19 protein-coding genes and 7 tRNA genes are annotated in these 25707 nt (G+C 51.5%); 20 read left to right on the forward strand and 6 right to left on the reverse strand.

Features of this window, described 5'->3' with window-relative positions:
- Positions 1-41 precede the first annotated feature (41 nt).
- A complete protein-coding gene (gene pgm / locus NL510_RS16220; RefSeq protein ID WP_253378131.1) occupies positions 42-1682 on the reverse strand; it encodes a phosphoglucomutase (alpha-D-glucose-1,6-bisphosphate-dependent) in 1641 nt (546 codons plus the stop codon).
- Between the two features lie 24 nt (positions 1683-1706).
- Positions 1707-2255: a replication initiation negative regulator SeqA gene (gene seqA, locus NL510_RS16225; RefSeq protein ID WP_253378132.1), complete on the reverse strand. Its 549-nt coding sequence runs from the start codon at positions 2253-2255 to the stop codon at positions 1707-1709.
- A 183-nt stretch (positions 2256-2438) separates the two neighbouring features.
- On the opposite strand from seqA, the gene ybfF reads away from it, so the two are divergent.
- From ybfF to fur, 4 genes are all read left to right on the forward strand, one after another.
- Entirely contained in the window at positions 2439-3212 is a 774-nt protein-coding gene (gene ybfF / locus NL510_RS16230; protein WP_253378133.1) for an esterase, read from the forward strand.
- Between the two features lie 128 nt (positions 3213-3340).
- Complete coding sequence (gene ybfE / locus NL510_RS16235; protein WP_253378134.1) at positions 3341-3628, forward strand: LexA regulated protein; 288 nt, start codon at positions 3341-3343, stop codon at positions 3626-3628.
- A 155-nt stretch (positions 3629-3783) separates the two neighbouring features.
- A complete protein-coding gene (gene fldA / locus NL510_RS16240; RefSeq protein WP_253378135.1) occupies positions 3784-4314 on the forward strand; it encodes a flavodoxin FldA in 531 nt (176 codons plus the stop codon).
- Between the two features lie 290 nt (positions 4315-4604).
- The gene (fur, locus tag NL510_RS16245; protein ID WP_253378136.1) at positions 4605-5051 is read left to right on the forward strand and encodes a ferric iron uptake transcriptional regulator; all 447 of its coding nucleotides are present in this window, start codon (positions 4605-4607) and stop codon (positions 5049-5051) included.
- A gap of 115 nt (positions 5052-5166) precedes the next feature.
- Here the strand turns inward: fur and chiP are convergent, their stop codons facing one another.
- The 3 genes from chiP to nagE all read right to left on the reverse strand — a co-directional run bounded on the left by chiP (position 5167) and on the right by nagE (position 10851).
- Positions 5167-6564 (reverse strand): chitoporin ChiP, encoded by a 1398-nt coding sequence (chiP, locus tag NL510_RS16250; RefSeq protein ID WP_253378137.1) that lies wholly within the window; start codon positions 6562-6564, stop codon positions 5167-5169.
- A gap of 446 nt (positions 6565-7010) precedes the next feature.
- Positions 7011-8678 carry a glutamine--tRNA ligase gene (gene glnS / locus NL510_RS16255; RefSeq protein WP_253378138.1) on the reverse strand — a complete coding sequence of 556 codons (1668 nt, stop codon included), beginning with the start codon at positions 8676-8678 and terminating at the stop codon, positions 7011-7013.
- Positions 8679-8832: 154 nt separating this feature from the next.
- The gene (gene nagE, locus NL510_RS16260) at positions 8833-10851 is read right to left on the reverse strand and encodes an N-acetylglucosamine-specific PTS transporter subunit IIBC (RefSeq protein WP_253378139.1); all 2019 of its coding nucleotides are present in this window, start codon (positions 10849-10851) and stop codon (positions 8833-8835) included.
- 325 nt (positions 10852-11176) lie between these two features.
- Between nagE and nagB the strand changes: the two genes are divergently transcribed.
- The 15 genes from nagB (at position 11177) to NL510_RS16335 (ending at position 22738) form a co-directional block, all read left to right on the forward strand.
- Positions 11177-11977 (forward strand): glucosamine-6-phosphate deaminase, encoded by an 801-nt coding sequence (gene nagB, locus NL510_RS16265; RefSeq protein ID WP_253378140.1) that lies wholly within the window; start codon positions 11177-11179, stop codon positions 11975-11977.
- Between the two features lie 55 nt (positions 11978-12032).
- Positions 12033-13181 (forward strand): N-acetylglucosamine-6-phosphate deacetylase, encoded by a 1149-nt coding sequence (nagA, locus tag NL510_RS16270; RefSeq protein WP_253378141.1) that lies wholly within the window; start codon positions 12033-12035, stop codon positions 13179-13181.
- 8 nt (positions 13182-13189) lie between these two features.
- Positions 13190-14410 (forward strand): DNA-binding transcriptional regulator NagC, encoded by a 1221-nt coding sequence (gene nagC / locus NL510_RS16275; RefSeq protein WP_253378142.1) that lies wholly within the window; start codon positions 13190-13192, stop codon positions 14408-14410.
- A 45-nt stretch (positions 14411-14455) separates the two neighbouring features.
- Complete coding sequence (nagD, locus tag NL510_RS16280; RefSeq protein WP_253378143.1) at positions 14456-15208, forward strand: ribonucleotide monophosphatase NagD; 753 nt, start codon at positions 14456-14458, stop codon at positions 15206-15208.
- A 341-nt stretch (positions 15209-15549) separates the two neighbouring features.
- Positions 15550-17556, forward strand: coding sequence for an alpha-glucuronidase (locus NL510_RS16285; RefSeq protein ID WP_253378144.1), 2007 nt, complete (start codon positions 15550-15552; stop codon positions 17554-17556).
- A gap of 78 nt (positions 17557-17634) precedes the next feature.
- Entirely contained in the window at positions 17635-19098 is a 1464-nt protein-coding gene (locus NL510_RS16290) for an MFS transporter (RefSeq protein WP_253378145.1), read from the forward strand.
- A 76-nt stretch (positions 19099-19174) separates the two neighbouring features.
- Positions 19175-19879, forward strand: coding sequence for an oligogalacturonate-specific porin KdgM family protein (locus tag NL510_RS16295; protein ID WP_253378146.1), 705 nt, complete (start codon positions 19175-19177; stop codon positions 19877-19879).
- Positions 19880-20146: 267 nt separating this feature from the next.
- The gene (asnB, locus tag NL510_RS16300; RefSeq protein WP_253378149.1) at positions 20147-21811 is read left to right on the forward strand and encodes an asparagine synthase B; all 1665 of its coding nucleotides are present in this window, start codon (positions 20147-20149) and stop codon (positions 21809-21811) included.
- Between the two features lie 227 nt (positions 21812-22038).
- Positions 22039-22115 (forward strand) — tRNA-Met (locus NL510_RS16305).
- Positions 22116-22124: 9 nt separating this feature from the next.
- Positions 22125-22209, forward strand: a tRNA-Leu gene (locus NL510_RS16310).
- Positions 22210-22232: 23 nt separating this feature from the next.
- Positions 22233-22307 (forward strand) — tRNA-Gln (locus NL510_RS16315).
- A 32-nt stretch (positions 22308-22339) separates the two neighbouring features.
- Positions 22340-22414 (forward strand) — tRNA-Gln (locus tag NL510_RS16320).
- A 17-nt stretch (positions 22415-22431) separates the two neighbouring features.
- Positions 22432-22508, forward strand: a tRNA-Met gene (locus tag NL510_RS16325).
- 44 nt (positions 22509-22552) lie between these two features.
- Positions 22553-22627, forward strand: a tRNA-Gln gene (locus NL510_RS16330).
- Between the two features lie 36 nt (positions 22628-22663).
- Positions 22664-22738, forward strand: a tRNA-Gln gene (locus NL510_RS16335).
- Positions 22739-22812: 74 nt separating this feature from the next.
- Here the strand turns inward: NL510_RS16335 and ubiF are convergent.
- Complete coding sequence (gene ubiF, locus NL510_RS16340; RefSeq protein ID WP_253378151.1) at positions 22813-23988, reverse strand: 3-demethoxyubiquinol 3-hydroxylase; 1176 nt, start codon at positions 23986-23988, stop codon at positions 22813-22815.
- Between the two features lie 136 nt (positions 23989-24124).
- On the opposite strand from ubiF, the gene miaB reads away from it, so the two are divergent.
- Positions 24125-25549, forward strand: a complete 1425-nt coding sequence (gene miaB, locus NL510_RS16345; RefSeq protein ID WP_253378152.1) for a tRNA (N6-isopentenyl adenosine(37)-C2)-methylthiotransferase MiaB — start codon at positions 24125-24127, stop codon at positions 25547-25549.
- The last annotated feature ends 158 nt before the right edge of the window (positions 25550-25707 follow it).

Raw genomic sequence — 25707 nt, forward strand, 5'->3', positions numbered from 1 at the left:
GTTGCCGTTTTTGATGCATAGTGAGAGCACCAGACCAGCATTTACGCGTTTTTCAGCACGTCGCTAACAATCTCTACCGCTTCTTTCTCAATCTGCTGACGATGCTCAGCGCCGAGGAAGCTTTCACAATAGATTTTGTACGCATCTTCCGTCCCGGATGGACGCGCGGCGAACCAGCCGTTTTCGGTCATCACTTTCAGACCGCCAATAGAAGCATTGTTACCCGGAGCCGCCGTCAGGCGGGCAGTGATAGGATCGCCTGCCAGGGTGCTGGCGCTGACCATCTCAGGAGAGAGCCTGGACAGGGCCGCTTTCTGGGCAGAAGTCGCCCCAGCCTGAATACGGTTATAGCTTGGCGCACCAAAGCGTTCCGCCAGCTCATTGTAATGTTCCTGCGGGTTCTTACCGGTAACCGCGGTGATTTCCGCCGCCAGCAGGCACATAATGATGCCGTCTTTGTCGGTCGACCACGGCGTGCCGTCGAAGCGCAGGAAAGATGCCCCTGCGCTCTCTTCGCCGCCAAAACCAAAGCTGCCGTCATGCAGCCCGTCAACAAACCATTTGAACCCGACCGGGACTTCAACCAGCTTGCGGCCCAGCGCGTCGACCACACGGTCAATCATGGCCGAGGAGACCAGCGTTTTACCGACAGCAACCTCTTTGCCCCACCGTGGACGATGCTGGAACAGGTAGTTAATAGCGACAGCCAGATAGTGGTTTGGGTTCATCAGCCCTGCCGGGGTGACGATACCGTGGCGGTCGTAATCCGGATCGTTGGCGAACGCCAGGTCGAATGTGTCGCGCAGAGCCAGCAGGCCAGCCATCGCACATTCGGAAGAGCAGTCCATACGGATTGCGCCGTCTTTATCCAGGTGCATAAAGCGGAACGTCTGATCCACGTGATCGTTCACAATGGTCAGATCCAGCTTGTAATGCTCGCCAATACGCTTCCAGTATTCGATACCGGAACCGCCCAGCGGATCAACCCCCAGCTTGAGACCGGCTTTCTGAATCGCCGCCATATCGACGATATCCGCCAGTCCTTCCACGAATGGCTGCACAAGATCGTGTTCCAGCACATGGCCTGACGCCATTGCCTCGTCAAATGAAATGCGCTTCACGCCTTTCAGGCCATCAGCCAGCAGTGCGTTAGCGCGGTCTTCCACCACTTTGGTAACGTTGGTGTCTGCCGGGCCGCCGTTCGGTGGATTGTATTTGATCCCCCCGTCATCCGGCGGATTGTGGGAAGGCGTAATCACGATACCGTCCGCCAGCGCCCCGCCTTTTTTGTTGTGCACCAGAATTGCGTTAGAGACTGCAGGGGTGGGGGTGAAGCCGTTGTTCTCCTGAACGATCACGTCGACGCCGTTAGCCGCAAGGACTTCCAGCACGGAAATGAACGCCGGTTCAGATAACGCGTGTGTATCTTTTCCAACATAGCAGGGACCAGTGATGCCATTTTTGCCGCGCTCTTCCGCGATAGCCTGGGCAATGGCCAGAATGTGCGGTTCGTTAAAGCTTTGGCGAGCCGCACCACCGCGGTGGCCTGATGTACCAAACTTCACTGCGTGTTCTGCGTTGCCCACGACCGGTTTCAGCACGTAATACTGCGCGGTCAGTTGCGCGACGTTAATCAAATCGCTTTGTTGTGCAGGTTGGCCTGCACGGCTGTGATTTGCCATTGCCTGGTCCTTCTAATGCAAGGGTTAAATTGTACCGCAAACCTTATCAATCAATTCCGCCGGGAACTGCATCGACTGCATGATGTGTTCAACCATGCTGCGCTTGCGGTCCGTGTTGGTATTGGTGATGACCCAGTACGGCGTGCCAGGGAGATGTTTGGGCTTGGTTTGGTTGCCATTTTGTAACAGCGTCTGCTCATTACCCGCAAAATAGACGCGAGTACGACCATGCAGCGATTCGGTCGCTTCAGCAAACGCTTTGTTATCCAGTGAATAGAGTGTAGACAGCACCAGCATAAAACGGTTGACCGCTTTTTTCTGCTCTGCGTATTCATCAGAGAGCAGCAGCTCGCGCATCGCACGTACTTTATCTTTGACCTGGGCTACAGCAGGCTTTACGGGTGCGACAACGCTCGGTTGAGACGCGACATCTTTAGCGACAGGCGTCGCAGACTGTGAGGCGGCGGAAATTTTAAGCATGCGCCGTAAAATGTCGGACGCGCTCTCCCCAATATGCCGGGTATGGCTGGCAATAAACTGATAGAGCTCGTCATCAACTTCGATTGTTTTCATCTTAATCCAGTGCGATATCTTATCTGAATACAAGTCGTTGAGATTATAAGGTCAAATCTCAACAGCGGATAGCGTCAAGCCGGGTTGGCGGCAAAAGTCAGAATAAACTGGATCCTTGCCCCCGGGCGGCAGAATGGTCAACATGATACCTTAACCTGACATACGTAAAAAAAGAACTTTGCCATGAAATTGAATACCCGAGCGCAATCTGCACAATCGCTGAACAATAATTCTCCCATCATACTGGTTCACGGGCTCTTTGGCAGCCTTGATAACCTGGGGGTGTTGGCGCGCGATCTGGTTACCGATCACGATATTTTGCAGGTTGATATGCGAAATCACGGTCTTTCCGGCCGTTCAGAGGAGATGACCTATGCGGCAATGGCGCAGGATCTGCTGGATACGCTGGATGCTAACGGCCTGCAAAAGGTCACACTGATTGGCCATTCGATGGGCGGCAAAGCGGTAATGGCGCTGACCGCAGTTGCGCCGGAGCGTATTGATGGTCTGGTCGTGATTGACGTAGCACCCGTGGATTACGCCGTACGCCGTCACGACGAAATTTTTACGGCCATTAATGCGGTCACCGAAGCGGGCGTCTCTACCCGCCAGCAGGCTGCAGCCATTATGCGTGAGCATTTAAGTGAAGAAGGCGTGGTACAGTTTCTGCTAAAGTCCTTCGTCGACGGCCAGTGGCGCTTTAACGTTCCGGCGCTGTGGGATCAGTATTCACACATTGTTGGCTGGACGCCCCTGCCTGCGTGGCAGCACCCGACCCTCTTTATTCGTGGCGGCAACTCGCCTTACGTCACTGACGCCTGTCGCGACACCTTGCTGGCACAATTTCCACAGGCGCGCACGCACGTCATTGCCGGGGCCGGGCACTGGGTTCACGCGGAAAAACCTGACGCCGTATTGCGGGCTCTCCGTCGCTATCTCGCTGACAGGACAAATTGACTAAAAAGGCAGCGACTGGATGGTTGCGGGCTTCCAGTCGTTGGCGTGTCGTTTTCCCTGATGTATGATGGCGCGCTTATCGCCCGGGCATTAGCAGGGCGGCGTGTTTCCCCCGAAGTCTCATAATCATGGCCAAAGAACAAACGGACCGTACGACACTAGATCTGTTCGCGAATGAGCGTCGACCGGGACGACCGAAAACGAATCCGCTTTCGCGCGATGAACAGCTGCGTATTAATAAACGCAACCAGCTTAAACGCGATAAAACTCGTGGGCTTAAGCGTGTCGAACTGAAGCTCAACGCTGACGCCGTCGATGCGCTTAACGAGCTGGCTGATGCGCGCAGTATTAGCCGCAGCGAACTGATTGAAGAGATGTTGATTGCCCAACTTGAGACGCTACGCGGCAAGGTATAAGTCTTTAAAGCCTCTTAATCACGCTTTTCATGTAGCACAGAGTGCAGTCCTGCGTGATTGCTGTTTCCGCAGGGTTGTCTGATCTGCTACTATTGCCCTTATCCGTGGACAAATCGCGCCACCATACTATTACGTTTCAAGAGGTTATTTTACTCATGGCAATCATCGGCATTTTCTTCGGCAGTGATACCGGCAATACCGAAAATATCGCAAAAAACATTCAAAAATTGCTCGGTAAAGACGTTGCCGATGTGCACGACATCGCCAAGAGCAGCAAAGACGATCTCGAAGGCTATGACATTCTGCTGCTGGGCATCCCGACCTGGTACTATGGTGAAGCCCAGTGTGACTGGGATGATTTCTTCCCGACCCTGGAAGAAGTGGACTTCAACGGTAAGCTGGTCGCGCTGTTTGGCTGTGGCGACCAGGAAGATTATGCAGAGTACTTCTGTGATGCACTCGGCACCATTCGCGATATCATTGAGCCGCGCGGCGCGGCGATTGTCGGCCACTGGCCAACGGCTGGATATCACTTCGAAGCCTCTAAAGGCCTGGCGGATGACGATCACTTCGTTGGCCTGGCTATCGACGAAGACCGCCAGCCGGAATTGACCGCTGAGCGTGTTGAAAAATGGGTTAAGCAGGTACGCGAAGAGCTGAACCTGGATGAGATCCTAAGCGCTTGATTTCCCTGCGGCGCAGCTCCGGTTGCGCCCGTTTGCCAGGTAAAACCGATTAAATTAATTGCTACAAACTTTTAACTTTTTCGTTCAGACCTGTACAATATCCCCCTGATAAAAGTGGGTGCCATCGAGCAAGTTTGTTGGTGATGCCACGTTTTTATAAGCATACTTTGCTTGAGACTTGCAGTTTTCATCTAGCCATGGCAGTTCTATAATGAGACGCATTATCCCAAGTGCATTTTCTGTCACTTCATCTGTAGAAGTGAATCGTTTAGCAACAGGACAGATTCCGCATGACTGACAACAACACCGCATTAAAGAAAGCTGGCCTGAAAGTAACACTTCCTCGGTTGAAAATCCTTGAAGTGCTTCAGGGGCCAGACAATCACCATGTCAGTGCGGAAGACCTTTACAAACGTCTTATCGACATGGGCGAAGAGATTGGACTGGCAACTGTCTATCGCGTTCTAAACCAGTTTGATGACGCGGGCATTGTTACCCGCCATAATTTCGAAGGCGGTAAATCTGTTTTCGAACTGACTCAGCAGCACCACCACGATCACCTGATTTGCCTGGACTGTGGCAAGGTCATTGAATTCAGCGATGATTCCATTGAATCACGCCAGCGTGAAATCGCTGCACGTCATGGCATCCGCCTGACCAACCACAGCCTGTACCTGTACGGCCACTGTGCAGAAGGCGATTGCCGCGAAGACGACCACGCGCACAACGCGAAATAAGTTCGTGTTTATACTCTGAGCCAGCCGTGAGGTTGGCTTTTTTTTGCCTGTCTTCAGGCGAGAAAAAAGCCCGGTGGCACAACGCCACCGGGCGCAATCACAACCCTCGGGTTCATCAGAAAATGGTGAATGGCGCGATAACCATGAATTTCACGTCACGTTCATCCTGGAAGATGTTGCCGTAGCCGCCCGCATAGCTCGGGATGTCGGAATGGTTGTCGTACTGGGTGAAGTGCAGCTTGAACATTGTGCCTTTCGCTCGGCCATCCTGCAGGGTGTAAACAGCATCCAGACTGTATGCGGACTCTTTCAAACGATAGTTTGGATCGTAGTACGCATCCGGCGTCGCCATATCACCCGGTTTCGCATCCCAGGCGTAAACGTAAGAGGCACCCACTGCAAAGCCCGGCAGATTCCAGTTTTTCAGGTCATACATCGTGCCGAAGAAGAGCGCTTTTTCGCCGTCGGCGTTGAAGTCAGAACGGTTATCCCACCAGATATCCAGACGACCGTTTGAGGAGGCGTAGGTTGGCGTCATACGCTGCAGGAAGTAACCCTGCTGCCCTTCGGCCTTCACCCATGTTCCTTCCAGACGCAGGTCAACCTGGCCGACTTTATAGCCGAAGGTCAGCGCCTGCAACCATGCGGTGCCGTTATAAATATCATTTACGCCACCGTCACTCACCTTGTCGCGCGTACCGTAGAACTGGTAGCTGGTACTCAACGGGCTACCCGCAATATCGAATTTGTAGCTGGCTTTTGCAAAGTACTGATCAATATAGCCCTCAGCCTGACCAAACGCCGCTTCAAGCAGTAGATCGTTTTTAAAATCGTACTTCGCGCCTAACGAATGCAGGTATTCCACCTTCGTTTTTTGATCGTTCTGGTAGAAGTTGTCCATTTCGATATGCCACGGCGCTTTGTACTCGTCGGTCCACATATAGGAGAAGCTCAACGCACCTGCAGCACCGTAGTCAAAATTGGCCCCCGCTTCCGCCCCCTTATAGGTACCAGGCATAAAGCTCCAGTGTGGCGCTAACAACGTTTGACCGGTTGGCTGAATATAACCCGCGCGCGCCCATACCGGGCCGTATTTGAATTTCGCCGCGGCCTTATACAGGCTGACACCGCTTTTATCTCCGGACCAGTCTTCTTTATAGGCTTTATTACTGGAGGAGAATGCAATTTCGTTTGGGTGTCCGCTGTCGCCGTTTTCCGCCATTTCGATTGCCGTAAATGCGGCAATATCCAGACCGAACATATCCGCGGCATAACCAGACTGGAAATCCAGGTTGGCGTTCCAGGTGGAATGAGAAAGGTTGGTTTTATATTTGTTATCGGTAACGTCTTTACGGTCACGTTCACGTTGCCAATAATAAATACCGCCCGTGAGGGTAGAATCATCGATGAAGCCTTCAGCCTTTACCTCTGGTGCAGCCATCAGGCCCGACATCGCTGTCACACCGGCTATAGCCAGCGCCAGCGCACTACGTTTGCCACTGAACGTACGCATAGATTATTCCTCTTTGACGAATTCAAGCGCCTTAAACGGCGAAAATATAAAAGACCTGATGGTCAGAGGTAGTTCGAATACCCGCAAAATAACTACCGCCTTTAGGTTATTTTTCGCGACGCGAATTATCAATGCTTTTTAGCGAGTAAACATCAGGATTATGACGAAGTGCACATAATTGGTAGCGCTTTGTAACACTTGCAGCAATACAAGCGTTTACAGGGACTAATGGCTATTTTAAGGAAAATTCAGCAGATAAGAATGCTGAATTATTGGCAAGATGTCTTTCGCTGAATGCGCAAACTTTTTTCGTATGAAATAAGTAGCACCACATTGACCAGCACTCCCTGAAAACTTTATTTATGCCGTCCGCTAATGGCATGATCGTTAAATAAAAAAACGCCGCTCTGTGCGACGTTTGTTTCTCATTGACCCGTCCGGGAGTATTATTCGCCGATCTTAGCCCAGGTATCACGCAGGCCCACGGTACGGTTAAACACGGGTTTTTCAGCAGTACTGTAACGGCTGTCCAGACAGAAGTAACCTTCACGCTCAAACTGGAAAGCTTTACCGGCTTCAGCCGCTTGCAAAGACGGCTCAGCGAAACCCTGCCTGATAACCAGTGATTCCGGGTTAATGGTCGCCAGGAAATCATCCGCCGCGCCAGGGTTAGGCACGCTGAACAGACGGTCGTACAGGCGAATTTCTACCGGCAGCGCGTGCGTTGCGCTCACCCAGTGGATCACGCCTTTCACTTTACGTCCATCTGCGGGATCTTTGCTGAGGGTCTCTGCATCGTAGGAACAGAAGATGGTAACGATATGACCTTCTGCATCTTTCTCAACGCGCTCAGCTTTAATCACATAGGCGTTACGCAGACGCACTTCTTTTCCCAGCACCAATCGCTTGTACTGTTTGTTCGCTTCTTCGCGAAAATCTGCACGGTCGATCCAGATCTCAGCGCTGAATGGCACCTCACGGCTCCCCATTTCCGGCTTGCTCGGATGGTTAGGCATGGTCACCCGTTCACTCTCGCCCTGCGGGTAGTTCTCAATAATCAGCTTCACCGGGTCGATGACGGCCATCGCGCGCGGCGCGTTTTCGTTCAGATCTTCACGAATACAGGATTCCAGTGAAGCAATCTCAATGGTGTTGTCCTGTTTGGTGACGCCGATGCGCTTACAGAACTCACGAATAGACGCAGAGGTATAGCCACGGCGACGCAGACCAGAGATGGTCGGCATACGCGGATCGTCCCAGCCTTCAACGTGTTTATCGGTCACCAGCAGGTTCAGCTTACGCTTGGACATCACCGTGTATTCCAGATTCAGACGAGAGAACTCGTACTGACGCGGATGCACAGGAATGGTGATGTTATCCAGCACCCAGTCGTACAGACGACGGTTGTCCTGGAACTCCAGCGTACACAGGGAGTGCGTAATACCTTCCAGCGCATCGCTGATGCAGTGGGTGAAGTCGTACATCGGGTAGATGCACCACTTATTGCCGGTCTGGTGGTGATCGGCGAACTTAATACGGTACAGAACCGGATCGCGCATCACGATGAACGCAGAGGCCATATCGATTTTGGCACGCAGGCACGCTTTGCCTTCTTCGAAGCCACCGGCGCGCATTTTTTCAAACAGCGCCAGGTTCTCTTCTACGCTGCGATCGCGGTACGGGCTATTTTTACCCGGCGCGGTCAACGAGCCGCGGTATTCACGAATTTCGTCCGCTGACAGTTCATCAACATACGCCAGACCTTTGTTGATAAGCTCAACCGCATAGGCGTACAGCTGATCAAAATAGTCAGAGGAGTAGCAGATATCACCCGACCAGTTGAAGCCCAGCCATTGTACGTCGTTCTTGATGGACTCAACGTATTCGATGTCTTCTTTTACGGGGTTGGTGTCATCGAAACGCAGATTACACTGCCCCTGATAGTCCAGGGCAATGCCAAAGTTCAGGCAGATCGATTTCGCATGCCCGATATGCAGGTAGCCGTTCGGCTCCGGCGGGAAGCGGGTATGAACTGTGGTGTGCTTACCACTGGCCAGATCTTCATCGATGATCTGACGAATAAAGTTACTCGGGCGGGCTTCTGCCTCACTCATCGTGGATTCCTCAAAGCGTAACAACGTATAACGGCATATGATCTTATAAGCAGGACGAAGAGACAACCCTTATATAACGGAAAAAGCGTTACTCATAAAAAAGCGGCGGAGGTTCTCCCCCGCCGCTTAAGGCATGAACTCAACTCAGGAGCGATTACTTGCCTTTGATCTCATACAGTGGGGTTTGACCCGCAACCACCTGACCTTTCGCCTGGATGACCATGCCGCTAAAGTCGTCGATATTGCTGCAAACAACCGGGCTAATCATCGAGCGCGCATTGGCGTTCAGGAAGTCGAGGTCCATTTCCAGAACCGGCTGACCTGCAACCACTTCAGTCCCCTCCTCCACCAGGCGGGTAAAGCCCTGGCCGTTCAGCGCAACGGTATCGATACCCATATGGACAACGATCTCCGCACCCTTTTCTGTTTCCAGGCAGAACGCGTGATTGGTGTTGAAAATTTTCACGATGGTGCCGGCCGCTGGCGATACCACAGTTTTTTCCGTTGGTTTCACCGCCACCCCGTCGCCAACCGCTTTACTGGCAAACGCTTCATCAGGGACCTGCTCAATGGCAACAACTTCGCCAGTCACCGGAGAAACCAGCGCAGCGATGGTCGTTGCATTGGGCACCGCCTGAGGAGTAACAGCGGGTGCGACGGCCGGTGCCGCAGAGGCTTGCGCCGCAGCGACCGGGCCGGTGGTTTTCATCGCATTGGCGATTTTCTCTGCCACGAAGCCTACGATAATCTGCACGCTGGTTTTGTTCAGACGGATTACGCCGGAGGCGCCCAGACGTTTTGCCAGCGCTTCGTTCACCAGCGAAGAGTCTTTCACGTTCAGACGCAGGCGAGTGATACAGGCATCAATGCCGGTCAGGTTATCAGACCCCCCCACCGCCGCGATGTACTGACGTGCCAGACCAGAAACATCCTGATCCTGCGCACCGCTCACGTTCACGTCCTGACCATCGGCTTCGCTACCGGCCACGGCCAGTTCACGACCCGGCGTCATCAGGTTGAATTTGGTGATAGTGAAGCGGAACACCACATAATAAATGGCGAAGAAGACCAGACCTTGTGGGATCAACATCCACCAGTGGGTTGCCAGCGGGTTACGCGAGGAGAGCACCATATCCACCAGACCAGCGCTGAAGCCGAAGCCCGCAATCCAGTGCATGCTGGCAGCGATGAACACCGAGATACCGGTCAGCACGGCGTGGATCACATACAGGACTGGCGCAACGAACATGAAGGAGAATTCCAGCGGCTCGGTGATACCGGTAAAGAAGGCAGCAAACGCACCCGCCATCATAATCCCCAGCACTTTCGCTTTGTTCTCGGGACGCGCGCAATGGTAAATAGCCAGCGCCGCCCCCGGCAGGCCGAACATCATAATAGGGAAGAAGCCCGCCTGGTAACGACCGGTAATTCCCACAACCGCGTTACCGGCTTCGATGGACTGTGCGCCCCCGAGGAAGTTAGGGATATCGTTAATACCGGCGACGTCGAACCAGAATACGGAGTTCAGCGCGTGGTGCAGACCAACCGGAATTAAGAGGCGGTTGAAGAATGCGTACACGCCTGCACCGACGGAGCCTAATTTCTGGATCTGCTCGCCGAAGTTCACCAGGCCGTCAAAAATCACCGGCCATATGTACATCAGGATAAAGGCCACCACGATCATCACGAAGGAGGTCAGAATGGGCACCAGACGACGGCCGCTGAAGAACGACAACGCTTTTGGCAGCTCAACGCTGCTAAAGCGGTTGTACAGTTCCGCAGAGATAATACCGACGAGAATACCCACGAACTGGTTGTTTATTTTACCGAACGCAGCAGGAACCTGGTCCGCCGGGATTTTCTGGATCATGGAAACCGCAGCCGGGGAACAGAGCGTGGTTAGCACCAGGAAGCCCACAAAACCGGTCAGCGCCGCAGCACCGTCTTTATCTTTGGACATTCCATAAGCTACACCAATGGCAAACAGGACGGACATATTGTCGATAATGGCGGAACCAGACTTAATGAAGAAGGCCGCTAAAGCATTGTCTCCACCCCAGCCAACCGGGTCAATCCAGTAACCGACGCCCATTAATATCGCTGCCGCGGGCAGCGTGGCAACCGGCACCATAAGCGCCCGTCCAACCTTCTGTAAATAACCTAGAATACTCACTTTCTTCCCCCTATGAGACCCCGTTTCAGGCGCATTCTCAGCTGTGTTTTTATTGTGTCACTAACCTATAGATACGGCTTATGATTCATGGCAAGGTGAGTGTGTGAAAAATTAATTCGTATCGCAAATTAAACGCGTGTTTTTTGTGATTTTTGTCACCAAATATCGTTAACAATCCTCCCTTACACTGGCTAAGAGCGAAAACTTATTTTATCATTCAAAAAATCAAGACGGATTGATCCGGCCTGAAAGGTTCCAGGTTACGCTTAGTTCAGGCAGCAGAAATCATCCGCCCACTCTTTTACATAAACTTTTGAGGTGAATAATGAGACTGATCCCCCTGGCAACAGCCGAACAAGTCGGTAAATGGGCTGCTCGCCATATCGTTAACCGCATTAATGCCTTTAAACCTACCGCCGATCGTCCTTTCGTTCTTGGCCTTCCAACCGGCGGTACGCCGCTGACCGCGTATAAAGCTTTGGTTGAAATGCACAAAGCGGGCCAGGTTAGCTTCAAGCATGTTGTCACCTTCAACATGGATGAATATGTAGGCTTAGCGAAAGAACATCCAGAGAGCTACCACAGCTTCATGCACCGCAACTTCTTCGATCACGTTGATATTCCGGCTGAAAACATCAATCTGCTGAATGGTAACGCACCTGATATTGACGCAGAATGCCGTCAGTACGAAGAAAAAATTCGTTCCTACGGTAAAATCCACCTTTTCATGGGTGGAGTGGGCAACGATGGTCACATCGCGTTTAACGAGCCTGCGTCTTCTCTGGCCTCCCGTACCCGTATTAAAACGCTGACCCATGACACTCGCGTGGCAAACTCTCGCTTCTTTAATGGCGACGTGAATCAGGTTCCAAAATACGCGCTGACCGTAGGCGTAGGTACCCTTCTGGATGCCGAAGAGGTGATGATTCTGGTGCTGGGCGGCGTAAAAGCGCAGGCGCTCCAGGCCGCCGTTGAAGGCAACGTTAACCACATGTGGACCATCAGTTGTCTGCAGTTGCATCCAAAAGCAGTCGTCGTGTGTGACGAACCGTCGACGATGGAACTGAAAGTGAAAACGCTGAAATACTTCAACGAGTTAGAAGCAGAAAATATTAAAGGTCTGTAATTGAATTGCCGCCCCTGACGCAGGGGCGGTCGCCATTTTTATACCGGGGGTCGTTATGTACGCTTTAACCCACAGTCGGATTTATACCGGCCATGAAATTCTGGATGACCATGCGATTGTTGTCGCAAATGGCCTGATTGAACGAGTTTGTCCGCTGGCAGAACTGCCGCCGGAGATGGAACTGCGCTCACTCAGTGGAGCAACGATCTCCCCCGGTTTCATTGATGTACAGCTTAACGGCTGCGGCGGGGTGCAGTTTAATGACACCGCAGAAGCGGTGACGGTTGAAACGCTGAAAATCATGCAGAAAGCCAACGAAAAATCGGGCTGCACCAGCTATCTGCCAACTCTCATCACCAGCAGCGATGCGCTGATGAAACAAGGTATTCACGTCATGCGTGAATACCTGACAAAATATCCTCATCAGGCGCTGGGCCTGCACCTGGAAGGACCGTGGCTGAACATGGTCAAGAAAGGCACGCATAACCCCGATTACGTGCGTAAACCCGACGCCGACCTCGTCGATTACCTGTGTGCGAATGCCGACGTTATCACCAAAGTGACGCTGGCACCGGAAATAGCAGGCACTGACGTTATCAGCAAACTGGCAGCGGCTGGCATCATCGTTTCAGCAGGGCACTCAAACGCGACGGTAAAAGAAGCCAAAGCCGGTTTCCGCGCAGGTATCACTTTTGCGACACACCTTTACAACGCCATGCCTTATATTACCGGTCGCGAGCCGGGCCTGGTCGGGGCGATTCTGGACGAGCCTGATGTTTATTGCGGCATCATCGCCGATGGCTTACACGTTGATTACACCAACATCCGCAACGCCAAGCGTCTGAAAGGCGATAAGCTGTGCCTGGTGACCGATGCAACCGCACCGGCAGGGGCAAATATTGAACAGTTCATTTTTGCTGGTAAAACAATATACTACCGCAACGGACTCTGTGTGGATGAAAACGGTACGCTGAGCGGTTCAGCGTTAACCATGATTGAAGGGGTGCGTAACCTCGTCGAGCATTGCGGAATTGCCCTTGATGAAGTGCTGCGTATGGCAACGCTTTATCCGGCGCGTGCTATTGGCGTGGATAAACAACTGGGCGGTATTGCACCAGGTATGGTTGCAAACCTGACCGCATTCACACAGGATTTTAAAATCATTAAGACCATCGTTAATGGTAACGAGGTCGTCACTGAGTAAGTAAAAGTATGACACCAGGCGGACAAGCTCAAATCGGTAATGTCGATCTCGTTAAACAACTTAACAGCGCGGCAGTTTATCGCCTGATTGACCAACACGGGCCAATCTCACGCATTCAGATAGCCGAACAAAGCCAGCTTGCTCCCGCCAGCGTGACAAAAATTACACGCCAGCTTATTGAGCGCGGCCTGATCAAAGAAGTCGACCAGCAAGCCTCCACCGGCGGTCGCCGCGCGATCTCAATCATTACCGAAACCCGCAATTTTCAGGCGATTGGCGTCCGTTTGGGACGTCATGACACCACGCTGACGCTCTACGATCTGAGCAGTAAAGCCATTGCCGAAGAACACTATCCGCTACCAGAGCGTACTCAGGAAACGCTCGAACACGCGTTGCTGAACACCATCGCGCAGTTTATGGAAAACTGTCAGCGCAAGATCCGTGAACTTATCGCTATTTCGGTAATTTTGCCGGGCCTTGTTGATCCGGAAAGTGGCGTGATCCGTTATATGCCGCACATTCAGGTCGAGAACTGGGGGCTGGTGGTTGCGCTGGAAAAGCGCTTTAAAGTCACCTGCTTTGTGGGACACGATATTCGCTCTTTAGCGCTGGCCGAGCACTTTTTTGGTGCGAGCCAGGATTGCGAAGACTCTATCCTGGTGCGTGTTCACCGCGGTACGGGGGCAGGCATTATTTCCAACGGTCGCATTTTTATTGGCCGCAATGGCAATGTGGGCGAAATTGGTCACATCCAGGTTGACCCCCTCGGCGAACGCTGCCACTGCGGTAACTTTGGCTGTCTTGAAACCGTTGCCGCCAACGCGGCTATAGAGCATCGCGTCCGCCATCTGCTGGAACAAGGCTACCAAAGCCGCGTTACGCTGGACGACTGTAAAATCGGCGCTATTTGCAAAGCGGCAAACAAAGGCGATGCGCTGGCCAGCGAAGTGATTGAGCAGGTTGGACGCCAACTGGGTAAAACCATCGCCATTGCCATCAACCTGTTTAACCCACAAAAAGTGGTGATCGCCGGTGAGATCGTCGAAGCAGAAAAAGTGTTATTACCGGCAATTGACGGCTGTATTAACACCCAGGCGCTGAAAGCGTTTCGCCAGAACTTACCGGTGGTGCGTTCAACGCTCGATCATCGCTCTGCGATTGGCGCCTTTGCGCTGGTTAAACGCGCTATGCTCAACGGTATTCTGCTGCAGCATTTGCTGGAATCCTAATCGGATCTTATAGTAACGCCTTCTTTTTCTGATGTCGGAACGTCCATGACTATTAAGAATGTAATTTGTGATATTGACGGCGTGCTGATGCACGATAACGTTGCCGTGCCGGGTGCTGCGGAATTTTTAAACCGCATCATTGACAAAGGAATGCCACTGGTTCTTCTCACGAACTACCCTTCCCAAACCGGTCAGGATTTGGCAAACCGCTTTGCCACGGCGGGCGTAAACGTACCGGACAGCGTATTTTATACTTCCGCAATGGCCACCGCCGATTTCCTCAAGCGTCAGGAAGGGAAAAAGGCTTACGTGGTCGGCGAAGGCGCGCTGATCCACGAACTCTATAAAGCGGGCTTTACCATCACCGATGTGAACCCAGACTTTGTGATCGTAGGTGAAACGCGTTCCTACAACTGGGAGATGATGCACAAAGCATCTTACTTTGTTGCTAACGGTGCGCGTTTTATCGCCACTAACCCGGACAGCCACGGCCGGGGGTTTTATCCAGCCTGCGGCGCGCTATGTGCCGGTATCGAAAAAATATCAGGGCGCAAACCGTTTGTTGTCGGTAAGCCCAGCCCGTGGATCGTCCGTGCCGCCCTGAACAAAATGCAGGCTCACTCTGAAGAGACAGTGATTGTAGGCGACAACCTGCGCACCGATATTCTCGCGGGCTTCCAGGCGGGTCTTGAAACCATTCTGGTTCTCTCTGGCGTCTCCACGCTTGACGATATTGATGCCATGCCATTCCGGCCAAGCTGGATTTACCCCTCCGTTGACGAAATCGACGTCATCTGACCACGACGACTGCTGAGTAATTTGAATTGCAGGAATGTGTAAAGCCAGCGCACCTGCACTTTGAGATAGACAAGATATAACTTTCCTCCGCTGTTCCGGCAAATGCGCGAAGAGGCGTAATTTTTATCAGGCCTTTTCCACTATTACACCCCAACGTTATTGATAGTAAACATATATAAATACATATCATTATTTTCCTTACGCTTATCATCAAATATCTAAAAATGTGATCGATTATCAGAAAAAGAATTCTCATAATTCAATAGTCGATTTTTATAATAGATTTATTCCCTGTAAAACCTAATATAGAGATACTTGTATGGTAGACAGGAATTGATTCTATGACGACACTGAATTTTAATACGCCAACGGCTAACCTAAGCCGCTGCTGGCTTCCCATTAACAGGCGCGAAAATTGGCTTCAACACTATCTTCAGTACGTTCACCTTCCAGAAATGGACCATCCGGTGAAGGTAACGCTTTGTTCTGAAATAAAAGCGTTAAACGATAACGTATTTTTTTCAAATGAAACAAACAACCTTTCGCTTGAATTCACGTTGTCAGAGGACGTCTCGCAGGATGCTGAACAATATACAATTAATATTATGGAAAATAAAATTTTCATTGCGGCAAGCGGCTGGCAAGGATTGCTTTACGCCTGGTTTCATTTGCTACGCCACCGTGAAATTCCCTCACACTATCCCTTAATTATAACTGAAAAACCCGCCTTCGCTGTCCGTATGATTAATCATTGGGATAATATGGATGGCACCATTGAGCGGGGGTATGCCGGACGCTCCTTTTTCTTTCGCAATAATCGCATCGATTACGATCCGCAACGGCTGCATAATTACGCCCGCCTGTTGGCCAGTATCGGTATTAATGCCATTGCCATTAATAACGTCAACGTTCATCACCATGAAACCGCATTGATCAACGATGAGCTTCTCCCACAAGTGTCAGGCCTGGCCGCTATTTTCCGCCAGTACGCTATCCGGTTTTTTTTGAGCATCAATTTTGCTGCGCCTGTTGAAGAAGGTGACCTTGATACGGCAGATCCGCTCAATACCTCCGTTATTGCCTGGTGGGAAAACCGCGCGCATAAAATTTACCAGCACATCCCCGATTTTGGTGGATACATTATTAAAGCAGACTCGGAACACCGACCCGGCCCCTTCACCTATCAGCGCACCCACGCCGACGGCGCTAACATGCTTGCCCGCACGCTAATATCCAGGGGAGGCGTCGTTTACTGGCGCTGCTTCGTCTATAACTGCCAGCAACAATGGTTTGATCGGACGACCGATCGCGCAAAATCAGCCTGGGAACATTTTACGCCGCTGGATGGTCAGTTCGACGAGAACGTGATCCTGCAGATAAAAAACGGACCGATGGACTTCCAGGTACGCGAACCGGTATCCCCGCTTCTGGGCAGTATGCTGAATACCAACAAAGTTATGGAGTTGCAAATTACCCAGGAATATACCGGACAGCAGATCGATCTCTGCTGGCTGGTTCCACAGTGGAAAACCATTCTTAACTTTGACACCCGTCCCGGGGAGCATAACGAATCGATAACTGACATCCTGAGCGGGAATTCACAGCACAACATGCTGCACAGCGGGATTACGGCTGTCGTGAATACCGGTGACAGTCCTTACTGGACAGGGCATCCGCTCGCTCAGGCTAATCTTTATGGTTACGGTCGACTTCTCTGGGATCCACAAATAGATGAACGCGGGCTTGCCGAAGAGTGGTGCCAGCTCACCTTTTCAACCGACCCGCAGGTAGTCAAAACGGTCAGTCAAATGCTCCTGAGCAGTTGGCAGACCTACGAGAATTATACCGCACCGCTCGGTGTCGGCTGGATGGTACAGCCTCATCATCACTACGGCCCCTCTGTGGACGGTTACGAGTACAGCTGTTGGGGCACCTACCACTACGCAGACCGCTATGGCCTTGGGGTAGACAGAACGCATACCCGCGGGACAGGCTATACCAAACAGTATCACCCTCTTAACGGCCAGATGTTTAACAACCCGCATCGTTGTCCGCAGGAACTGCTGCTCTTTTTCCACCATCTTCAATATCGCCACGTTTTGCCCTCAGGGAAAACGTTAATTCAGCATATCTATGATAGCCACTTCAGCGGTGCCAGTCAGGTAGAAGCCTATTTACAAGAGTGGCAAACGCTGGAGAGCAAAATCGACGACGATATTTTCCTTGAGGTGCGCCAGCGTCTGGAAAAACAGCTAATAAATGCCAGGGAATGGCGTGACCAGATTAACACCTATTTTTATCGTAAATCGAGAATTAAGGATTTGCGAAACCGGTTGATCCATCCATAACCGTAACACCTTAATACTGCCAAATCATCGGCAGAAAAGTGAATTCAGGAATAACACCGTACTTTCAGGAGAAAGTCTATGGATACCCCTGTCGCAATAAAAATTAAAACCTACGTTGGCTATGGCATGACAGATTTATTTTCCAGCGGGGCATTTGCCATCATTGCCGCCTGGATGATGTATTTCTTTACCAATTTTGCAGGGTTAACACCCATTCAAGGAGGCTCGATACTTTTTATCGCTAAAATCATTGACACGTTTGTCAGCCCCTGTGTGGGTTATATCACCGACAATATTGGTAACACCAGGTTGGGGAGACGTTTCGGTCGCCGTCGGCTGTTTCTACTGGCTGGCGCCTTTCTGGTATACGTATTCTCGCTGCTGTGGATCCCCGGCATGCCATGGATCTATTATTTAATCGTTTATATTGCCGTTGAAATCATCGCCGCTCTGGTGATTATTCCCTGGGAAACACTGGCCTCAGAGATGACTGACGATTATAAACAGCGCAGCATTCTGTCTGCAATTCGGCTATTTTATGGTGGTTTTAGCACCTGGCTTGCAACCTTCCTTCCCGGCCGCTTGTTTGCTCATTTCGGCACGTCTGACAGTAAAGTCTTTTTCATTAATGGGGTGATTTTCTCCATCATCTTTATGTTTGCCTTACTCATAACCTGGTCCACCACCTGGGAGAGAAAACAACAACCACAAGACGTACCTAAACCCGCCCAAAGGTTTAGCCTGAAATCGGTCTTTTGCGATATGGCCTCGACTTTGCGCATCCGCTGTTTCCGTCAGCATCTTACAATGTATATTCTTTCGTTTACCTCATTAGATCTGTTCTATACCGTTTTCATTTACTTCATTATTTACTCCCTGAAGGGTGATGCCATTCTTGCCTCAAACCTGCTGGCGATTGGCATCTTTTTAACCGGCTGGAGCAATGCGCTCATGGCATGGGCGGTTATCCGTTACGGACAAACTCGATGCCTGAAAATCTGTCTGATCGTAAGTGTGATGTCATTTTTTGTTTTCGGCGGTCTTTATCTGTGGCATCCGCTATCAATCATTCCCATCATGTATGCCACTTCGCTGGTCTATCAGTTTTTTAAAGGCGGCTATGTCTACATCATCTGGAATATTTACCCCTTTATCCCTGACGTAGACGAACTGGTCACGCGCCAGCGTCGCGAAGGCCTCTTTGCCGGAGTGATGACGCTAGCCCGGAAGAGCACATCAGCACTGGCTGGCATGCTTATTGGTGCCGTTCTTCAGTTCGCTCATTTTGATGCCACCAGCTCAACACAATCTCTCTTTACCGTTCATGGCATTACTGGCCTGTTCTTTTTCGGCAACGTCCTGCTGTTGCTAGTGAGCACTGTGATCGCCTTTCGCTTTAAATTATCCAAAGAAAATCATCAACGAATTAAAGAAGAAGTTGCGCGACTGAAAGAAGGAGGTCAATTAGCCAATACCGATCCGGAAACTAAAAAAGTGCTTCATGCCCTTACCGGGCTACCCCACGAAAAACTCTGGTCGTAAAAAAATTCTTAGCCACCATTATCCGAAGCGGGCGGTATCGGAGAACGACACTTTTATCAATAATGGAATAATCGTAATGAATAAAAAATATTTTTTCCGTGCGGCTTTATGCCTGGCATTATTCAGTTCTTATGCATCAGCAATGGAAATTACTGATTCATGGGTAAACTTTCGCGAAGCCTATATGACAGGTAGCCAGCAATTTCAGACCAAAATAGAATATGGAATGAAGGTAGATGATGCGCTTTATTTCAGCATTCAAAATACTTCAGGCCAAGGCGAGAAGCTTGATGAATTTAATAACCGTTATAATGAAACTGAGGTTAATTATAAAATCCCTCTTGCTTCACATCTTTTCTTCTGGCCAGGATTCGTTTTCAACTGGGGATCAAACGGCAGTGCCTTTGATCCCTACATTAAGCTGGGCGTTCAGGTTACGGACAACTTTATGCTGATTGGCGGCTATCGCTATAACCAGAACAATTACGAAAGTTATAACTATTACGGTGACTACACGGAGGATGCAAATCAGGAGATTAACCTGTGGGCAGACCTGAACGTCACCGACAGGATCTGGATGGAGTACAACTTTACCTATCATAAGCGCGATGATGATTTCCGCTATGGCAATGGTTCGACGGAAAACTTCGAACATACGTTATCAGTTAGTTATAAAATCGATGATCATTTCACGCCGTACGTGGATCTTTCTCAGCTTGATAAAGCCAGTGAGAACAGGGATGAAAATCGAATCCGCATCGGTCTTTACTACCATTTCTGAGGTTCGCATTGCAGCAGCCCGGTGCCAACAACGCACCGGGTTTCTCGCGCAACGCCTGGCTCTTAAGAATAAACAAACATCAAAAAAAACCAAAAAAAATGAACATTCGCTAATTATCAGTACTTTTTGTTACGCTTTATTTTTTATTTAACAATGAATAGTGAATTTTTCCAATGACACCCTTCTGACCCCTTGCGCCTCCTCTTCCTTTACGGCATTTTCATAAGCAAGCAATATCACAATGCAACAGGGTTAATGGAGAAGGTTATGTGTTCAATTTTTGGCGTACTGGATATTAAAACTGACGCAGGCGAGCTGCGTAAAAAGGCTCTCGAACTGTCCCGCCTGATGCGCCATCGCGGCCCGGACTGGTCAGGTGTTTACGCCAGCGATAAAGCGATTCTGGCGCATGAACGTCTGTCTATTGTTGACGTCAACGCCGGTGCACAGCCGCTGTATAACGATAAAAAAACCCATGCGCTGGCTGTTAACGGTGAAATCTACAACCATCAGGCGCTTCGCGCCGCGTACGGCGATTGCTACGCGTTTCAGACCGGTTCCGACTGTGAAGTTATCCTGGCACTGTATCAGGAGAAAGGGCCTGAATTTCTTGACGACCTGCAGGGCATGTTCGCCTTCGCCCTGTACGACAGCGAAAAAGACGCCTATCTGATTGGCCGCGACCCTATTGGTATCATCCCGCTGTATATGGGCCATGATGAACACGGCAACTTCTACGTCGCCTCAGAAATGAAAGCCCTGGTGCCGGTCTGCCGTACTATTAAAGAGTTCCCGGCTGGCAGCTATCTGTGGAGCAAAGACGGCGAGATCCGCCAGTACTACCAGCGTGACTGGTTCGATTATAATGCGGTAAAAGAAAACGTCACGGATAAAGCCGAACTGCGCCAGGCGCTGGAAGATGCCGTTAAAAGCCATCTGATGTCAGACGTGCCTTACGGTGTACTGCTCTCCGGCGGTCTGGACTCCTCCGTGATTTCCGCAATCACCAAAAAATTCGCCGCTCGTCGCGTGGAAGATCAAGAGCGTTCAGAAGCCTGGTGGCCGCAGCTACACTCCTTTGCCGTTGGCCTTGAAGGGGCTCCTGACCTGAAAGCGGCGCAGGAAGTGGCAAATCACCTCGGTACCGTGCACCATGAAATTCATTTCACCGTGCAGGAAGGTCTGGATGCAATCCGCGATGTTATCTACCACATCGAGACCTATGACGTGACCACCATCCGCGCCTCGACGCCGATGTATCTGATGTCGCGCAAGATCAAAGCGATGGGCATTAAAATGGTCCTTTCCGGGGAAGGTTCTGACGAAGTGTTTGGCGGCTACCTGTACTTCCATAAAGCGCCAAACGCCAAAGAGCTGCACGAAGAGACCGTGCGTAAGCTGCAGGCGCTGCATATGTTTGACTGCGCCCGCGCCAACAAAGCGATGTCTGCCTGGGGCGTGGAAGCACGCGTCCCCTTCCTTGATAAGAACTTCCTCGACGTGGCGATGCGCATTAACCCGCAGGACAAAATGTGCGGCAACGGCAAAATGGAAAAACATATTCTTCGCGAATGTTTTGAATCCTACCTGCCCGCAAGTGTTGCATGGCGACAAAAAGAACAGTTCTCTGACGGCGTAGGTTACAGCTGGATAGACACCCTGAAAGAGGTCGCGGCGAAACAGGTTTCCGATCAACAACTGGAAACCGCAAGCTTCCGCTTCCCGTACAACACGCCAGGTTCCAAAGAAGCCTATTTATACCGTGAGATCTTTGAAGAGCTGTTCCCGGTTCCAAGTGCGGCAGAGTGTGTGCCAGGCGGCCCGTCCGTCGCTTGCTCTTCCGCAAAAGCGATCGAATGGGATGAATCATTCAAATCCATGAACGACCCGTCAGGACGTGCTGTAGGCGTTCACCAGTCTGCCTATAAGTGAGTAAAAAGCGTGTCATCAGGCCCTCCGGGGCCTGATTAATTTTGCCTCGCATTTGCGTGCCGAAAATCGATGAATAACGAATATTTGCCGAATATTCCGTCATGCTGTTCGCAACCTAACCAAACAGTCACATTCACGTTATTTTCGTTGAAAAAGGTGTTGACGCTGCCAGGGTCTATACGCATAATGCGCCCCGCAACGCCGATAAGGTAACGCGAAAAAAAGATGGCTACGTAGCTCAGCTGGTTAGAGCACATCACTCATAATGATGGGGTCACAGGTTCGAATCCCGTCGTAGCCACCATCTTTTTTTGCGGGAGTGGCGAAATTGGTAGACGCACCAGATTTAGGTTCTGGCGCCGCAAGGTGTGCGAGTTCAAGTCTCGCCTCCCGCACCATTCCCATATAAGCGTTGCACGGATGGGGTATCGCCAAGCGGTAAGGCACCGGTTTTTGATACCGGCATTCCCTGGTTCGAATCCAGGTACCCCAGCCATATTTCTTCGATTTTGCGGTTCTCCGCAGTATTGGGGTATCGCCAAGCGGTAAGGCACCGGTTTTTGATACCGGCATTCCCTGGTTCGAATCCAGGTACCCCAGCCATCGAAGAAAGCAGTACTGGCTACGTAGCTCAGTTGGTTAGAGCACATCACTCATAATGATGGGGTCACAGGTTCGAATCCCGTCGTAGCCACCAAATTAGTAAACTATCGCGTTATTTGATAGACTAGAAAGAATTGTTGGGGTATCGCCAAGCGGTAAGGCTCTGGTTTCTGATACCAGCATTCCGAGGTTCGAATCCTCGTACCCCAGCCAACTTAAAAAGTCGTTAAGCAGCTTGTTTAACGCAATTGGGGTGTCGCCAAGCGGTAAGGCTCTGGTTTCTGATACCAGCATTCCGGGGTTCGAATCCCTGCACCCCAGCCAATCAGTAACAAAAAGCCCGCGCTGCGGGCTTTTTGTTTTTGTGCGTCCCTCGCCCGCAGGAGAGGGAACAAAAATTAAAGACCTAACGCATATTTCAGCGCCTGCCGCTTAAGACCCCCGGCGCGTTCCGCCGCCATCAAGCCAATGTTTCGCAAAATGCGCACCGGACCCGCGTCGTTGCTAAATCCGGCATAAAACAGATCCATCCCCGATTGCATAATGAAGTTATCCGCCATACGCCGCATCTGGTAGCGTTGCAGCACCTGATGGCTGGACCAGGTTTCACCATGGCTACGCGCATTATTTAAAACGTCCAGTAACGCGTCGACGTCACGATAGCCGAGGTTCACCCCCTGCCCTGCCAGCGGGTGAATGGTGTGTGCCGCATCCCCCACCAGCGCCAGCCCTTCACGGGCATAGTGCAAAGCGTGACGACGCGTCAGCGGGAATCCCCCCGCCGTAACCGGAGTGACATTTCCCAGACGCGCCGGGAAATGCTGCGCTATTTCTCGGCGCAGTTGCTCCATTGAAAGCCCCTGCAGCTGGCGAATACGCGCCGGCTTGTCGTACCACACCAGCGACGCCCAGTTATCAAACAACGGCAAAAAGGCATGCGGACCGTTGGGGGTAAAGTGCTGCCAGGTACTTTCGCCCGGCGCTTTTTCGCACTGAACGGTGATCAACATGCATGATTGATTGTACTGCCAGGCGTGAATACCGATCCCCGCCATCTGCCTGACCTGCGAGTTTGCACCATCGGCCCCGACCACCAGCTTTACGGCCATCTCGTCGTCATTATCGAGCATCAGCACATATCCGCTCGGCTGATGACGCAAAGCCTTGAGCGATGAAGGAACCCGTAGCGTCACCTTCGAATGTGCCTCCAGCGCCTGCCAGAGCGCGAGCTGGAGAACATTATTTTCCACCATATAGCCCAGACGCGGCAGCTTCAGTTCAGCGGCATCAAAGGAGACGTGCGCATTTTCCCACTCCCAGGTTTCAAGACGGCTGTAAGGATGCGCACGCATCGCAAGCACCGAGTCCCAGACGCCCAGCCCGCAGAGCAGGTCAACGGAGGCCGCACTGATGGCGGAAATACGCACGTCCGGTTTGGCGCACGGGTCAAATGCCGCAGGCGCAGCCTGTTCAATGACCGTTACGTCAAATCCCTGCTGCGCCAGCCCTAGCGCCAGTGCGCCGCCGACCATACCGCCGCCGACTACGGCAATTTCGGTGTGTTGGAGTGTCATGGTCAATTTTCCTTATTGCAGAATCCCTTAAGTCTACCGGATTTTAATGGACATGAGGTTGACAACCTTCATACTGGTCACAACCGCACCAAAGCATTACAATATGCGCCCTGCAATCCTGAGCATGAGCAAGTCGATGACAAAAAAACTCCATATAAAAACCTGGGGCTGTCAGATGAACGAATACGATTCATCAAAGATGGCCGATCTGCTGGATGCCACGCACGGGTATCAACTGACTGACGACGCGAACGAAGCCGACGTGTTGCTGCTCAATACCTGTTCCATCCGTGAGAAGGCGCAGGAAAAAGTTTTCCACCAGTTGGGTCGCTGGAAGCTTATCAAACGTAAACGTCCTGACGTAATCATCGGCGTCGGTGGCTGTGTCGCCTCGCAGGAAGGTAAGCTGATCCGCCAGCGTGCTCACTATGTCGATATTATTTTTGGCCCGCAGACGCTGCACCGCCTCCCGGAGATGATCAACTCGGTTCGCGGCAACCGCCGTCCGGTTGTTGACGTCAGCTTCCCGGAAATTGAAAAATTCGACCGTCTGCCAGAGCCGCGCGCGGATGGTCCCACCGCCTTCGTCTCGATCATGGAAGGGTGTAATAAATACTGTACCTACTGTGTCGTGCCTTATACCCGCGGTGAAGAGGTGAGCCGCCCGAGTGATGACATCCTGTTTGAGGTTGCCCAACTGGCCGCGCAGGGCGTGCGTGAAATTAATCTGCTGGGCCAGAACGTAAATGCCTGGCGTGGTGAGAATTACGATGGCACGACAGGTAGCTTCGCTGAACTGCTCCGTCTGGTGGCGGCAATTGACGGTATCGATCGTCTACGCTTTACCACCAGCCACCCGATGGAGTTTACCGATGACATCATCGATGTCTATCGCGATACCCCAGAGCTGGTGAGCTTCCTGCATCTGCCGGTTCAGTGTGGTTCCGACCGTGTACTGAACCTGATGGGCCGCCCACATACGGTGCTGGAGTATAAATCCATCATCCGCAAGCTGCGTGAAGCGCGTCCGGACATTCAGATTAGTTCCGACTTTATCGTCGGTTTTCCTGGCGAAACCACCGATGACTTTGAGCGCACCATGAAGCTCATCGGCGAGGTGAATTTCGACGTCAGCTACAGCTTCATCTTCTCTGCGCGTCCTGGCACCCCGGCGGCGGATATGGTTGACGACGTGCCGGAAGAAGAGAAAAAACAGCGTTTGTATATTCTGCAGGAACGTATCAATCAGCAGGCAAACGCCTGGAGCCGTCGTATGCTCGGCACCACCCAGCGTATTCTGGTGGAAGGCACCTCGCGTAAGAGCATTATGGAGCTGTCTGGTCGTACCGAGAATAACCGCGTGGTGAACTTTGAAGGTTCGCCGAATTTAGTGGGCAAATTTGTGGACGTTGAGATTGTTGAAGTCCTGACCAACTCGCTGCGCGGGAAACGGGTACGTACCGAAGATGAAATGGGCCTGCGTATCGCTCAGTCCCCGGAATCCGTGATTTCACGGACCCGCAAGGAAAACGACTCTGGCGTGGGAATTTACCAGCCATAATCCCTCTGGCCTGCCTTTCTGGCAGGCCTTGTATTTCCTCCCTGTATCCCCAATATGCTTAGCAATGCTTGCGCCTTTATTCCATGGCGTAAATAATTTCGGTAATGACAGTTTTATAATGCCCGGTGGCATAACGTTTACCTGGCCTACAAAACACT

Origin of the sequence: unidentified bacterial endosymbiont (assembly GCF_918797525.1) — a bacterium.
Classification (GTDB): Bacteria; Pseudomonadota; Gammaproteobacteria; order Enterobacterales; family Enterobacteriaceae; genus Enterobacter.

Bases quoted from the DNA above. Each gene is read 5' to 3' on its own strand.
- pgm (WP_253378131.1), bottom strand. From the start codon at position 1,682: ATGGCAAATCACAGCCGTGCAGGCCAACCTGCACAACAAAGCGATTTG.
- seqA (WP_253378132.1), bottom strand. From the start codon at position 2,255: ATGAAAACAATCGAAGTTGATGACGAGCTCTATCAGTTTATTGCCAGC.
- ybfF (WP_253378133.1), top strand. From the start codon at position 2,439: ATGAAATTGAATACCCGAGCGCAATCTGCACAATCGCTGAACAATAAT.
- ybfE (WP_253378134.1), top strand. From the start codon at position 3,341: ATGGCCAAAGAACAAACGGACCGTACGACACTAGATCTGTTCGCGAAT.
- fldA (WP_253378135.1), top strand. From the start codon at position 3,784: ATGGCAATCATCGGCATTTTCTTCGGCAGTGATACCGGCAATACCGAA.
- fur (WP_253378136.1), top strand. From the start codon at position 4,605: ATGACTGACAACAACACCGCATTAAAGAAAGCTGGCCTGAAAGTAACA.
- chiP (WP_253378137.1), bottom strand. From the start codon at position 6,564: ATGCGTACGTTCAGTGGCAAACGTAGTGCGCTGGCGCTGGCTATAGCC.
- glnS (WP_253378138.1), bottom strand. From the start codon at position 8,678: ATGAGTGAGGCAGAAGCCCGCCCGAGTAACTTTATTCGTCAGATCATC.
- nagB (WP_253378140.1), top strand. From the start codon at position 11,177: ATGAGACTGATCCCCCTGGCAACAGCCGAACAAGTCGGTAAATGGGCT.
- nagA (WP_253378141.1), top strand. From the start codon at position 12,033: ATGTACGCTTTAACCCACAGTCGGATTTATACCGGCCATGAAATTCTG.
- nagC (WP_253378142.1), top strand. From the start codon at position 13,190: ATGACACCAGGCGGACAAGCTCAAATCGGTAATGTCGATCTCGTTAAA.
- nagD (WP_253378143.1), top strand. From the start codon at position 14,456: ATGACTATTAAGAATGTAATTTGTGATATTGACGGCGTGCTGATGCAC.
- NL510_RS16285 (WP_253378144.1), top strand. From the start codon at position 15,550: ATGACGACACTGAATTTTAATACGCCAACGGCTAACCTAAGCCGCTGC.
- NL510_RS16290 (WP_253378145.1), top strand. From the start codon at position 17,635: ATGGATACCCCTGTCGCAATAAAAATTAAAACCTACGTTGGCTATGGC.
- NL510_RS16295 (WP_253378146.1), top strand. From the start codon at position 19,175: ATGAATAAAAAATATTTTTTCCGTGCGGCTTTATGCCTGGCATTATTC.
- asnB (WP_253378149.1), top strand. From the start codon at position 20,147: ATGTGTTCAATTTTTGGCGTACTGGATATTAAAACTGACGCAGGCGAG.
- ubiF (WP_253378151.1), bottom strand. From the start codon at position 23,988: ATGACACTCCAACACACCGAAATTGCCGTAGTCGGCGGCGGTATGGTC.
- miaB (WP_253378152.1), top strand. From the start codon at position 24,125: ATGACAAAAAAACTCCATATAAAAACCTGGGGCTGTCAGATGAACGAA.